The 12,865-nt window shown below is 69.9% G+C and carries 13 protein-coding genes; 2 read left to right on the top strand and 11 right to left on the bottom strand.

Going from position 1 to position 12,865, the window contains the following annotated elements; translation table 11 throughout:
- Positions 1-5: 5 nt before the first annotated feature.
- The 9 genes from OV287_RS25860 to OV287_RS25820 all read right to left on the bottom strand — a co-directional run bounded on the left by OV287_RS25860 (position 6) and on the right by OV287_RS25820 (position 8,486).
- The gene (locus OV287_RS25860) at positions 6-968 is read right to left on the bottom strand and encodes an NAD-dependent epimerase/dehydratase family protein (RefSeq protein ID WP_267536710.1); all 963 of its coding nucleotides are present in this window, start codon (positions 966-968) and stop codon (positions 6-8) included.
- A 95-nt stretch (positions 969-1,063) separates the two neighbouring features.
- Positions 1,064-2,422 (bottom strand): protoporphyrinogen/coproporphyrinogen oxidase, encoded by a 1,359-nt coding sequence (locus tag OV287_RS25855; RefSeq protein WP_267536709.1) that lies wholly within the window; start codon positions 2,420-2,422, stop codon positions 1,064-1,066.
- Positions 2,419-3,144 (bottom strand): glycosyltransferase family 2 protein, encoded by a 726-nt coding sequence (locus OV287_RS25850; protein WP_267536708.1) that lies wholly within the window; start codon positions 3,142-3,144, stop codon positions 2,419-2,421. Before OV287_RS25850 ends, OV287_RS25855 begins: the two co-directional genes overlap by 4 nt.
- Positions 3,141-3,755: an Aq_1264-related membrane protein gene (locus OV287_RS25845; RefSeq protein WP_267536707.1), complete on the bottom strand. Its 615-nt coding sequence runs from the start codon at positions 3,753-3,755 to the stop codon at positions 3,141-3,143. Before OV287_RS25845 ends, OV287_RS25850 begins: the two co-directional genes overlap by 4 nt.
- Before the next feature lie 7 nt (positions 3,756-3,762).
- A complete protein-coding gene (locus OV287_RS25840; protein ID WP_267536706.1) occupies positions 3,763-4,353 on the bottom strand; it encodes an FMN-binding protein in 591 nt (196 codons plus the stop codon).
- Complete coding sequence (locus OV287_RS25835) at positions 4,350-4,874, bottom strand: hypothetical protein (protein WP_267536705.1); 525 nt, start codon at positions 4,872-4,874, stop codon at positions 4,350-4,352. The genes OV287_RS25840 and OV287_RS25835 overlap by 4 nt, the downstream gene beginning before the upstream one ends.
- Before the next feature lie 14 nt (positions 4,875-4,888).
- Complete coding sequence (locus OV287_RS25830) at positions 4,889-6,298, bottom strand: putative porin (protein ID WP_267536704.1); 1,410 nt, start codon at positions 6,296-6,298, stop codon at positions 4,889-4,891.
- 5 nt (positions 6,299-6,303) lie between these two features.
- On the bottom strand, positions 6,304-6,996 hold the full coding sequence (locus tag OV287_RS25825) for a hypothetical protein (RefSeq protein WP_267536703.1): 693 nt from the start codon (positions 6,994-6,996) through the stop codon (positions 6,304-6,306).
- A complete protein-coding gene (locus OV287_RS25820) occupies positions 6,996-8,486 on the bottom strand; it encodes a hypothetical protein (protein WP_267536702.1) in 1,491 nt (496 codons plus the stop codon). Before OV287_RS25820 ends, OV287_RS25825 begins: the two co-directional genes overlap by 1 nt.
- Positions 8,487-8,622: 136 nt before the next feature.
- On the opposite strand from OV287_RS25820, the gene OV287_RS25815 reads away from it, so the two are divergent.
- Together OV287_RS25815 and OV287_RS25810 are read left to right on the top strand one after the other, a co-directional pair.
- On the top strand, positions 8,623-9,639 hold the full coding sequence (locus OV287_RS25815) for an FAD:protein FMN transferase (RefSeq protein WP_267536701.1): 1,017 nt from the start codon (positions 8,623-8,625) through the stop codon (positions 9,637-9,639).
- Between the two features lie 31 nt (positions 9,640-9,670).
- Positions 9,671-10,426 (top strand): bestrophin-like domain, encoded by a 756-nt coding sequence (locus tag OV287_RS25810; RefSeq protein ID WP_267536700.1) that lies wholly within the window; start codon positions 9,671-9,673, stop codon positions 10,424-10,426.
- On the opposite strand, the gene OV287_RS25805 is transcribed toward OV287_RS25810, so the two are convergent.
- Entirely contained in the window at positions 10,427-11,938 is a 1,512-nt protein-coding gene (locus OV287_RS25805; RefSeq protein WP_267536699.1) for a Y-family DNA polymerase, read from the bottom strand.
- Between the two features lie 21 nt (positions 11,939-11,959).
- Positions 11,960-12,811 (bottom strand): ImuA family protein, encoded by an 852-nt coding sequence (locus OV287_RS25800; RefSeq protein ID WP_267536698.1) that lies wholly within the window; start codon positions 12,809-12,811, stop codon positions 11,960-11,962.
- Between the last annotated feature and the right edge of the window lie 54 nt (positions 12,812-12,865).

The raw sequence follows: 12,865 nt of genomic DNA, 5'->3' as shown, positions 1-12,865 counted from the left end.
CCGGCTCAGCCCTCGGTGCCCCGGTACCACGCCACCAGCCTCGCGAGCCCCTCCTCCAGGGGCACCGAGGGACGGAAGCCTGTCTCGCGCTCCAGTGCCGTCACGTCCGCGCACGTCACCTCCATCTCCCCCGGCTGCGCGGGCCGCAGCTCCACCCAGGCCTTCGTCCCGAGCTGCTCCTCCAGCAGGTCCACGAAGTTCGCCATCGTCACCGGCGTGCCCCGCCCCACGTTCAGCACCCGGTACGGCGGCGCCCCCGCGGGCGGCTTGTCCAGCACCCGCACCAGCGCCTCCACCACGTCGTCCACGTAGGTGAAGTCGCGCTGCATCTTCCCCTCGCCGTGGAGAACGATGGACCGGCCCTCCAGCATCGCCCGGAGGAACAGCATCGGCGCCATGTCCGGCCGGCCCCACGGGCCATACACCGTGAACAGTCTCAGCCCCGTCACCGGCAGCCCATACTGGTGGCTGTAGACGTGTCCCATCAGCTCGTCCGCGCGCTTCGTCGCCGCGTACAGGCTCAACGGGCGATCCGCCGGCGCATCCTCGGCGAAGGGCACCGGCGTGCCCGCCCCGTACACCGAGCTCGACGAGGCGAACACCAGATGCTCCACCTTCGCCAGCCGGCATAACTCCAACACCTGAAGGAAGCCCGAGACGTTCGTCTCCGCGTACTCCGGGGCCTCCGCCGCCATCCCCCTCACCCCCACCCGCGCCGCCAGGTGCACCACGCGATCGGGCTTCGCCCCGTCGAAGAGCTCCCGGCACGCCTTCACGTCCCGGATGTCCGCCCGGTGGAAGCCAAAGTTCGGCGCCGCCTTCAGCCGCGACAACCGCGTCGCCTTCAGCGTCACGTCTCCCGACGTGTCCAGGTTGTCTACTCCAATGATCGTGTCCCCACGCGCGAGCAGCCGCTCACAAACGTGATACCCGATGAAGCCCGCTGCGCCCGTGACGAGCACCTTCATGACTCAACTCCTACCGCGGTCGACAACCACGGAACGGCCCGGGGAAGACCCTCACCCTGACCCTCTCCCAAAGGGAGAGGGGACATAGCACCGAGTCAGTCCTCGATCTGCGTTTCGAGGAAGGGTTTCTGCCGGCCTCGCCACACCCGGGAACTCTCACCTTCCGAGACCAGTCTTCCTACCGCTAATCCCACCGCGCATGCGTGATGCACGTTGTCATGGACGAACAGTGCGCTCCGCCCCGCTGGGTAGAGCCCCTCCACCTCACTCAATGCGTTCAACGCTCGCTCGCGCGCTGCCGCGAAGTCCTTGCGGTATAGGGGATAGGCCGCCGCAATGCGTCGCACCCGGGCTCCCAGCACCTCCACTCCCGCCAGCCCCGTCCGCTCCAGCGCTGGGCGCACTCGCGCTGTGAGCTCCTCCGGCGAAGCCCGCCAGATGGTGTCCCCTACCCCACACGGCAGATCAAAGCCCACCACGGTTCTTCCCGCGGGCCCCTCGCCGCCCAGGAAGTTCCTCGCCTCGAAGAGCCGATTGGCTGGGAGCTGCTCGTCCGCGAAGTAGTGCACATCCTGCGGCGTGCCTCGCTGCGTCGCGAGCAGCAGATACAGCAACGTCAGGGCGCGGTAGCCCAGCCCCTCGGCCGCCTCCGCCCGCCCCGTCCACTCGCACAGCAGCGGCAGCGGCACTGTCGCCACCACCGACTCCGCCGGCACTTCTCGCCCCGCCACCACCACCGCCTTCACCCGCCCGCGCTCTAGCACCAACCTCTCGGCCGCCGCGCCACACCGCACCTCGCCACCGGCCCGACGGAGTCCTTCCGCGAGACCCTCGGCCAGCGCGCCGACTCCGCCCTCCGGGTAGAAGTACCGCCGCCCCGCGGACGCACCTCCGCGCCCGAGCGCAGCGCGCACCACCGCCAGCGGGCCTCCCTTCTGCACTCGAGCCCGTCCGAGCGAGGCGTCCAGCTCCTCCGGCGCCAGGCCCCACACTTTTCTTGCCGCGGGCTCGTACAGCACCCGCGCCGCGTGCCGTCCCAGCCGCCGCGCTGCCTCTGCTCCGAAGTGACTCCCCTCCGGCGGACGCAGCCGCGCCATCACCGCCGACAGCCCATGCCTCGCCACCTCGCCAAGCCCCAGCCCTCGCGCGAGGCCGAGCAGCGACAGGGGATAAGGCAGCCGCCTCCCGCCCACGTGCACCAGGCCGCTGCGCGCCCTCACATGCAGCGCGCCGCCCAGGGCCGCCCGGTAGAGTTCCAGCACCTCCGGCCCCGCCGCCTGGTGCAGCCGGTGCGGGCCGTAATCCACCTTGAAGCCCGCGAAGTCGAACGAGCCCGAGAGTCCGCCCACCTGTTCGGCCGCCTCGAGCACCACCACTCGCTTCCCCGCGCGGACGAGCGCATGCGCCGCGGCCAGCCCCGAGGGCCCCGCGCCGATGACCACCACCGCGCTCACCCCGTGCCTCCCACCGCCGGCAGCTCCAGCGCCGTGAGCGTCTTCGGTGCCCGACCCGCGCGCAGCCAGCCGATGCCTCGCGCCACCGTGCGCCCCATCAGCCACGTGTCCTGCACCGGCCGCCACTTCGAACGGCCCACGCGTGCGTGGTAGTCGATGGGCAGGAAGACGATGGGGTCCCCCGCCGCCGCCAGGGCAAGTGTCAGCGTCGTGGTGAGTGAGAACCGGTCCGGCAGCACCGGCGCGAGCGACAGCAGATCCGCCGTGCGCAGCACCCGCAGGCCCGAGTTGAGATCCGGTGCCTCGAAGCCCCCCAGCCACCGCACCGCGCCCCGGAAGAGCGCCTTCACCGCCGAGCGTGCGATGGGCTCGGAGGCCCCGAGCTTGGGCCGGGCACCAATCGCCTGCCGCGCGCCTCCGCGAACTGCCCCCAGCAGCTCCGGCAGCGCTGACTCCGGGTATGTCCCATCCGCGTCGATGAGCGCCAGCAGAGAGCCGTGCGCCTGGGCGGCACCGGCTTTGATCGCCGCGCCGTAGCCCACCCCGTTCAAGGTCAGCACTCGCGCCCCGGCCTCACGCGCCACCGCGCCCGTGCCATCCCGCGAGCCATCGTCCACCACGAGGATCTCGTGCGCCTCCCCCGCCAGCGCCTCTCCCACTCGCCGCACCACTCCGGCGATGGCGCGCACCTCGTCGCGAGCGGGGATGACGACGCTGATCATCCCGTCGTCACCTCCGCGGCTGGCACCGGCCGCCACATCTCCCACAGCGGCCATACCAGCATCGGCAACCACCCCACCGCGGCGCCCACCACCGACACCGGCATCAGCCAGCCCCACTGGGGCCCCACGAAGCGCACCAGCAACGGCGCCAGCAGGTGCACGAACGTCGCCACCGAGGCCACCGCGATGACGCCCACCTTCAACCGCGTGGACAGCGCCGTCAGCATGAACAGGTGCCCCACGATGAGCAGCACCACCGGCACCGTGAACAGGTGGAAGTGGAACGTCTCCATCACCTGACGCGCGGGCTTCTCCAGCCGCATGGGCACAGCGGCCGCCGTCTCCCCGGGCAGGTCCAGCGCGGGCCCATCCGAGGGCAGCTCCAGCGCCGGACCTCCCGCGGCGTCTACCTCTGGCCTCGGCTCGGCGGGCGCGGCACCACCCCGGTAGTACTCCGCCGTGCTCTGTCCGGACAGGCCTCCGAACGAGTCCGCGTACAGCCACACCGAGGACATGAAGCCCAGCACCAGGAACAGCAGGAAGCCGGTGTAGAGGACGCGCGCCTCCAGCGAGAGGCGGGTAATGGGAAACGGCCGAGCGTACTGACGCACGAGAAGTCTACCCCTTGGGCGCACCCAGTTCGGGCTTGAGAATGAGCTCGTCCAGCAGCACCAGCGCGCGGCGCACCCCCAGGGACATCGACCTGGACGAAATGGTCGCTCCCGTCACCACGTCGATGTCCACCCCCGCCCGCACCGCATCCTTCACCGTCTTCCCCTGGAACTGGCGGCGGAAGCGCGCGTCGGTGATCTCCTGGCCGTAGGACTCCCGGTACACCATCACCTCGTGACGCTCGACCACGCCCTGGGGCGACAGCTTCACCGCGAAGGTGATCTGCTCATGCTGCCCGAGCTCCTCGTCGATGATGGCGTAGCCGTCCACGTGATCCCCCGTGGTGGCCACGAAGATGACGTACTCGGGCTTCGCTGGCTTGTACCCGAGCCGCCCCTGGACCGCGGCCAGCTCAGCAGGGCCGAGCTTCACCTTGCGGTAGGAGACCCGCTCGCTCTTGGGGAAGAACTCCTTGAGGACCTGCGGCGTCGTGAAGAACGTGCCCGCCGCCCGCGCGGGCAGCGACACCCCGAGCCACAACCCCACCACCAGCGCCAGCACGAAGTGCTTCACGGCCATTCCCCTTACCACGCTCATGGCAACTCCCGAACCGCCTGGATGACGGCCTGCCTGACATGCGAGCGCCAATCCGTCTGGGCGCGATAGAGACCCCGCGCAGTGGTGTTGCTCCGGCGATCGTCACTCGATAGGACCCGACCATCCGGGCCCACCATCATCGACTCCAGCTCGACCTCGGCCTGCCCCAGCGACTGCACCACTGACAGGTCCAACCGGGTCAGCACCAACACCACCGCGGCGTCCGCCTGGTACTGACGCGCCAACGCCGCGGACTGCTCCACCGTGGGCGCGGGCCCTCCCGTCAGCTCCACGCCCAACACCTTGTAGCCTCGGGAGCGCAGGGCCTCCGCGCCTTCCCGGGCCACCACGTCGCGCGGCTCCTCTCCACCGAACACGTTTCCGACGAGCCCTCGCGGCGCGGGCCTCTCCACCACCGACGCGCCCACCACCACCACTCGCGACGGCGCCCCCTCCGGACGCACAGCCTTCCCGCCGCAAGCGGCAAGCAACACAGGGATGATGAGCAGCAGGGCACGCATCGGTTCTCCGGCTCTCAGAAGAGGTAGGCCACGCTGGCCAGGAACGTCCAATGGCCTTCGTCCCAGAAATCGCCCGACCACACGTGAGGCTTCACGCCATCACCACCGCTCTTCTCCCAGAAGTAGCTGGTCTTGAGCACGTAGGGCGGCAGCGGCCGGAAGTTCAGGCCGAGCGTCAGCCGCGCCACGTCTCCCACGGTGACGAACTCCGTGTCGGTGTCCTTCTCCTCGTAGCGGAGCGACGCCGTGAAGTGGCCCTCCTTCCACTCGTCCGGCAGCAACCGGAAGAAGGGCTCGATGCGGAAGCGGTAGTTGGCCTGCCCGTAGAAGCCGAACATCCCCGTGGGAACCCGATCGCGCGTGTTGGCCGTCGAGTTGTTCGGGAAGCCCTGCACGTAGCCGGGATCGATGAAGGCGCGCACCACCTCGCCCGTGAGGTCCAACGCGCCGAGCCGCCAGAAGACATCGGCGTTGACCATGTTCACCCGGCGGCCCTCGAGGTCATACGCCCCCGTGTAGCCGGACAGGCCCGCCTCCAGCCCCAGGAAGGGCGAGATGGACACGCGGCCCGTGATGGCCTTGTCGTCGTTGTTGTCCTCCAGGTGGCTGCCTCGCGCCGCCCGGAAGCCCTGGCCATCGAGGATCTTCGCGTCCAGGCCGTTGACCGCGTACACCTCGTAGGACAGCCGCCAGTCACGGCCCAGGTCGAAGCTGCCCAGGAAGCCCGCGCCGGACTCGAACCAGGTGGTGGGGACGATCGTCGTGTACGCGATGGGACGCTCGGGCAGTTCCTGCGCCGGAGCGTCGTGCCGCAGGTTGTACGCACCCACCGGCACCAGGATGACTCCCGCCCGGAAGGTGGCCCAGTCCGTCAGCATCAGGTCCACCACCGAGAACTCGAGCAGCACTTCACCTACGCCCAGGACGCCATCGCGCTTGAGCGGGGTGCCCGCGAACTCGAACTCGATCTCCGTCGCCGTGGAGATGCGCTCGGAGATGTGGCTGTAGACGAAGAGTACGTACCGGTGGTTGCGGAACGTGGACACGCCCTGCTCGGGCCAGATGAAGTCGTGCTCGGCATAGCCGCCCAGCGTCGTCCGATCGAGGATCGCCGCCGCCCGCTGCGCCAGCGTGGTGGTGGGCTCGAGTCGCTCGGTGAAGCTCTCCTCTGCTGACGACTCGGGTGTCCCGGCGTTAGGCATCGGAACCGCTGTGCCTGTCCCGGCCGGATCCTCTAGTCCTTCCAGCTCGAGGCGCGGACCCTCGTCCTGCTTCGGTTTCTCTGCGTCGGGTACCCGGGGCGCGTCCTCCGCCGGCCGGGGGGGCGTGGAGCCCTCTTCTTGCGCCAGGCCCGTAAGGGGCGCGAGCAGCAGGGACAGCAGGAACAGGTGATGGCGGCGCGCCACGGTGGCTCTCGAAGTCATACGAATCACTCGCCCGTCTCGATGTCCACGCAGCGGCCACGCAGGCACGTCTTGTCCGTGGTGCACTCGGCATCCGTCTGGCAACACACGCTCACGCAGGCACAGCACACGGTGCCCTCTGGGGCGGTGCCGGCCAGACACTCTGGCGTCGCCTGGCAGCTGGGCGGGTCCACGCACACCACCGCCTTGGGCGCATTCGACTCGCCCACGTATGTGACCGTGCCGTAGTACGAGTCCACCACCTGCCGGCCCGGACTCCCCATGTTGGTGTCGAAGTACTCGTACACGCCCGGCCGAGGAAAGGCGTAGCGCCAGTAGGAGTACGTCTCCCCGGACTCGGCCGCCACGTTGTAGGGGCGCACCAGGTTTGGGCTGAAGAGCGGCGAGGGCGACGACAGCGAGGTGACGTTGGTGGCCACATCAGGCTGGTAGTTGCGGAACTCGACGATCTGCTCCGGGCGCATGAACAGCCCGCCCGCCCGGGGGAACTCCGCCGTTCCTGGCGCCACGTTCAGCGTGTACTGCTGTCCGATGCACGAGGGCGAGATGGCGCGGTAGCGGCCGGCGATGATTCGGTTGAGGGACACGGAGGCACGAGGCGTGCCCTTCGCCGAGTCCTGGACGGGCTGGAAGTCCGCGGGCGGGCCCTTGCAGGCAGCGACGCAGAGCGCGAAGGCGAGAAGCAAACGGGCGCGCATCAGAGGACCTTCTGGGGAGGAGCCGGCGGCGCGGGCCGGTAGTGGAAGAGAACGATGTCGTGAGCGTGCGAGCGCACACGCCGGCCGCACGTGAAGCGCGACACGGGCTCCAGGTGAGGCGCGAGCGCCTCGGCCCCCGGAGCGGTGGAGGTGACGTAGACGTCAGCCCCGGCGGCGGACACCCGCTCCACCTCTCGGCGGAGCTGCTCGCCCGTGGCGGGACGGCCGGCGCGGAAGTGAGGCACGTAGTACTCGAAGAGCCGAGCTTCCTCGCCGGTGAAGAGCAGCGTGCCGGAGGGGGCCAGCGTGGAGGACACGTGCGCCACCAGACGTGCCGCGGGCGAGGGCTCGCGGCCCTGCTCAAGCGCCACCGGCAACATGACGGCCGCCGTACTCACGGCCAAGGCCCCGGCCATGGGGAGGGACACTCGGGACGACCAGGCGCGAGCGAGCACCGCCACGCCCACCGCGACCAGGAGCGCCAACGCGAGCACCACGGGCAGAGCATGGCGCGCCTTGAGCAGGTTCTGCCCGAGAAACATCCACGCGGCGTAGGGGACGCCAAAGGACAGGGCCAGCAGGGCCACCCGGCGCTCGGCAGCGGACAGCGACTCACGGAGCGCTGCGTAGACGAGTGCCACCAGCGCCCCGGTCAGGCACAGCGACAGGAGGAGACGCGCGACCAGCACGGCTACGGAGTCACCGCCCACGCCGGGCCAGGGCAGCCCGAAGCCCGCGGCCAAGATGTCGAACCCGAAGTGCTCCAACCGCCAGCCAAGCTCCGGGCGCACGGCCACGGTGCCGCCCCATGAGCCCGCGTGACCGAGCAGGAAACCCGAGCCGATGCGCAGCAGTTGAGCCGGGCCCGTGAGGGCCACCAGGGGGACGAGCCACGCGACCACACCGGCTCCGCTGCCTGCGAGCGCCGCCAGCCACCAGCCACGAGGAACCACCAGGGCCAGTCCGAGCAGCGCCGGGAGGAACGAGGGCCGTGCCCCGAGTGCCACGCCCGCCAACACGCCCGCCAGCACCGCCACGCGAGGCGCGGAGTCGCGCGTCATCAGCGCGGCACAGGCGGCGAGCACCAGGAGCGCGAGGCCCGTCCCATCCGAGCCCGGAGTGGCGCCGAAGAGCACGGGCAGGGGCAGCAGCGCCAGCAGGGCCGAGGCCACCAGCGCCCCGGCCGCCCCGAGATACGGCCGCAGCACGAGGCCCAGCGCCCCGATGGCCACCGCTCCGAGGACGAGTCCGGGCAGGACCAGCGCCAACACCTCGGAGGCCCCGGCGGCCGAGGCCAGCCGGGCCATGGCCACGTACACCGGGTAGCCCGGGAAGTGCGGGGCCTGCGCGGCGAGGTCGAAGCGGCTGAGCGAGCGCGCGAAGTTCACCGCGTCCAGGTCTGGCAAGAGCCGGGGCAGCGCGAGCACGCGCGCCGTGACTCCTGCCCCCACCAGCAAGGCGAGGGCGCCCGCGAAGGCTCGGGACGTCATCGTCCCCTGCCCCGTCTCCCCAGTCGCGCCGAAAGCGGAGGAGATGATTTTGCGATTGATTATCAAAACCAGGAATGGATGGCGTACTACGCCCCAGATATGAGGTCAATTGGAGGGTACCGACAGGAGGAGGGTCATGATGCTGAGTGCCCTGCTGGTGATGGTCCTGGCCGCCGCACCCGTTCCGCGAGTCCGCACCGAGACGCGTCCGATGATGGGGACGACGGTAACGGTGACCCTGGTGGGAGGCACTCCGGAGAAAGCGCGCGAGGGCTTCGACGCGGCCTTCGGTGCCTTCGAGCGCGTCAATCAGGTGATGAACGAGTGGCGCCCGGACAGTGAGCTCTCGGCGGTGAACCGCAAGGCGGGAGACGGAGAGTGGGTGCCGGTTCCCGAGGACCTGTGCGCGGCACTGCGGCGAGGGGTGCATGGAGCGGAGCAGACGGGAGGGTTGTTCGATCCGACGTGGGCGGCGCTGCGGGGGATGTGGCGCTTCGGGACGGACCTATCCCCTGCCCTGCCGGACGCGGCCGAGCTGAAGGATCGGTGCGCGCTCATCTCGTACAAGGACCTGGAGTTCGCGCCGGCGGCGAACGGTGGGAAGCCTGGGTGCGAGGTGCGGCTGAAGCGCGCGGGAATGCAACTGGGGCTGGGCGGGCTGGCGAAGGGATGGGGCGTGGACGAGGCGGTGAAGAAGCTGCGGGGACAGGGGTTCAAGGACTTCTTCGTGCAGGCCGGGGGTGACTTCTACGCGGCGGGGAAGAAGGCGGACCGGCCGTGGAAGGTGGGGATCCGGGATCCGCGCGGCGAGCCGGACAACGTCTTCGCGGTGCTCGAGGTCTCCGACGCGGCGTTCTCGACCAGCGGGGACTACGAGAACTTCTTCGTGCTGGAGGGCAAGCGCTACCACCACATCATCGATCCGCGGACGTGCTACCCGGCAACGGCCTCGCGCTCGGCGACGGTGCTCGCTCCGAGCGCGGTGGACGCGGAGGTGCTGACGAAATCCGTGTTCATCCTCGGAGGCCAGGAGGGACTGGCGCTCGCGGAGAAGCACGGCGCCTCCGCCGTGGTGGTGACGGCGGACAACCAAGTGTTGGTATCGCCCAAATTGGAGAAGAAGCTGAAGCGGCTGAAGACTCCGGGCCCGTAACCGAGGCTACACTGACCGCGGAGGGGGGCTCATGAACAGACCTGCCTTGTTTCTTCCGCTGTGCTTCGTGCTTCTGCTCGCATCGGGATGGGCTGGAGCGTTCCTGCGTGAACGAAAGCCCGGCCTGATTCCACAGGAGCACAAGGAGCATTTCAGTTCGCTGGAGACATCCGTGCTGGGCATGCTGGCGCTGCTGCTCGGCTTCACCTTCTCGATGGCGTTGTCGCGGTACGACACACGACATCAACTGGAGGTGGAAGAAGCCAATTCCATCGGCACCACCTGGCTGCGAACATCGCTTCTGCCAGAGCCGCAACGGTCGCAGACGCGCGCACTGCTCCCGAATTATGTGGACGCGCGCGTGCGGTTCTTCTCTGCTGGGACGGACCAGACCGCGTACGAAGAGGCGCTGCGGAAGGCCGGAGAGTTGCAGCAACAGTTGTGGCAGACCGCATCCGAAGCAGCGGATGCGCGGCGCGACGCGCTGATGGCGAACTACATCACCACGCTGAACGAGACGATCGACGTGAGCGAGAAGCGCACGGCGGCGCTGGAGAACCACATTCCCCATGCGGCGTGGGCGATGCTGATCTTCTTCTCGCTCGCGGCCACGTTCATCGTGGGACTGGCAATGCCTTCGCGAGCGGCGATGATGCTGGTGATTCTTCCGATGGTCATCAGTTGCGCGCTAACATTGGTGCTGGACCTGGATTCGCCGCGAAGTGGATTGATTCGCGTGGACCAGAGCAGCATGGAACGGACACAGCGCGCCATCCACGGCAAGTAGCTAATCGAACAGGCCCTGGAGGTAGAAGCGCCCGTCCCTCGCGTCACGGAACACCCACGCTGGTCCCAGTCCCTCGAAGTGCACCCGGTAGTAGTCGCGGCTGTACGGCCTCGCGTCCCACCAGTCCCCACTCAGCCGCTCCGGGCCCACCAGCGCCATCACCCGGCGCCTCCGCCCACCCAGCCTCGCCGCCAGCAGTTCCCCTGAGGCCGTCATTTCCACGTCGATCGTGGTCGGATTCCCCAGCATCCGCGAGGGCCTCTCCCTCATCACTTCGGGCACCGGTTCCGCCGCCTCCACTGACTGGAGCAGTTCCCCCTCCAGTCCGCGCCGCATCGGCGGTGGCCGGAAGGTCCGCGTCGCATATGCGTCCTCGGGCCGATGCGTGTCCTCCAGCGCCGCCATGAAGAGCGAATCCTCTCCCAGCGCCGTCGCCAGCCGCGAGAGCACCACCTCCAGCGCCGCGTCTCCCTCGGGGGCGTCCCCCAGCGCCAGTTGCTGGCCCCGGTCCTCGCAGTCCTCCTCCACCCGGAGGAGCAGCCCCGCCACCGGCCCCTCGAGCCGCACGTCCGACAGCCGGTGCCGTGTCAGTTCCAACAGCATCTTCGCCTGCGCCGTCGGCCTCGCCAGCGTCAGCGGCACCACCGCCTGCCCCGATGGGTCCAGCTTCAACGTCAGGTTCATCCGCACCGCCGCGCGCTTCCGGCCGCTCAGCCGTCCGCACAGCCGGTCCAGCACCGTCTTCAGTGCGAACTGCAGCGGCTCCAGCGACTCGGCCGGCCACTCCAGCGTCAGCCGCTCCTCCAGTACCTCTTCCAGTACCTCCGCGATGAACGGGGTCTCATCCCCTCCCCGACAACGCGTGTGCGCCCGCATGCCCGCCGCGCCGCCTCGCGCCGTCACCGCCCCCACCGGCAGCCCTGCCACCTCGCCCAGTGTCGTCAGCCCGAGCGCCGCGAACGCCGTCTGCTCCGGGCCCTCCAGGGCACTCAGCGGCAGCGGCGCCAGCGCCTGCGCGCCCTCTCCTTCCGGCACAACGTTCATCCGCGGCGCCCCATGCCGCGCCAGCGCCCTCGCGGTGAACTTCTCCGAGGCCACTACCACCCGGCCCCTCCAGCCCAGCTCCGAGCACAGCGCCAGCACCTTCGCGCACAGCCCCTCCTCCCCCTTCACCAGGTGCGCCGCCCCCGCGTCGAACCACAGCCCGTCCGGCTCCGACAGCTGGAAGCCCGGCGCCAGCGACATCAGCATCTCGCCAATGCCCACCAGCGCCCTCCGCTCCTCCTCCGGCCGGTAGGGAAAGTGTTTCAGCGATGGCTCCAGCGCCGTCGCCGCCGTGAGCGTCATCCCTTGCCGCACGCCCGCCTTCAGCGCGCTCGTGGATGCACATGCCACCCGCTGCTGGCCTCGTACCTCCTCCACCAGCACGAACGGTCTGCCCGCCAGCTCCGGCAGCTCGATGACCTTGCGCTGCACCGGGAAGCGCGAGAAGTGCAGATACCCCAGCCGCATGTCCGTTCCCCTCCCCTCGCCTCAGTGCAGGGCCGTGCCCGCATCCAGGCTCGCGCGCAGCGACGGCATCGGTCCGTCCCGGCCCGGGCGCTGCCACATGATTCCCCGGTGGCCCTCGCTCGGGGCTCGTTCCTCCCGCGGCAGCTCCGGCACCGTCACGTCCTCCGCCGGCGGCAGCTCCGCCCCCCATGGGGACTCGCCTCCCGCCAGCTCCGGATAGAGCGCCCGCCACGGCACCATCGCCCGCGAGCCGATTCCTCCCTGCCGGCTTCGCACCACCTCCACCGACAGGCCCTCGTCATCTTGTGCCTCGGTGCGCAGCCGCATCATCCCGTCCCCCGGGGCCTCCGGCGCCGTCAGCAGCAGCAGCAGGCTCCCCCCTCGCCCCGCCGCATCCATCAGCCGCTTGCCCTCCGCCGGGGACAGACGCACCGCACCCCCACCCTTCGGGCCCCGCGTCAGATCCAACACCACGCACGCAAAGGCTCCGCTCCTCACCAGCTGCACCGCCGACCACGCCAGCTGCTCCGCCGTCTTCGGACGCACGATCAGCAGCCGGGTGGGATCCACCCCCGCCGCTACCGCCGCTGGCGGGTAGAGCTCCCCAGGTCCATCCACGTACGCGCACAGCCGCCCTTCCCGGTGCGCCGACGCCACCGCCCTCAGCGCCAGGCTCGTCCTCCCCGAGGCCGCCTCACCCCACAGCTCCACCACCTGCCCCAATGGCAGCCCTCCCCCAGGCAGCAGCTCGTCGAAGGCCTCCACCCCCGTCCGCAGCGCCGCCAGGTACTTCCTCGGCGCCGCTTGCAACCGGCGGATCTGCTCCCTCAGCGCCTCCACCGTCACCGACACCTTCTCGGCCGTCGCACTCATCACGTCCCTCGTCCCCCACCAGACCTGAAACGAGGTTCAGTATGCCGGGCGCTC

The organism is Archangium lansingense, assembly GCF_026626635.1.
GTDB classification, from domain to species: Bacteria; Myxococcota; Myxococcia; order Myxococcales; family Myxococcaceae; genus Archangium; species Archangium lansingense.
Note: the sequence above shows the minus strand (reverse complement) of the source record. Positions and strands in the feature narration are given on the sequence as shown.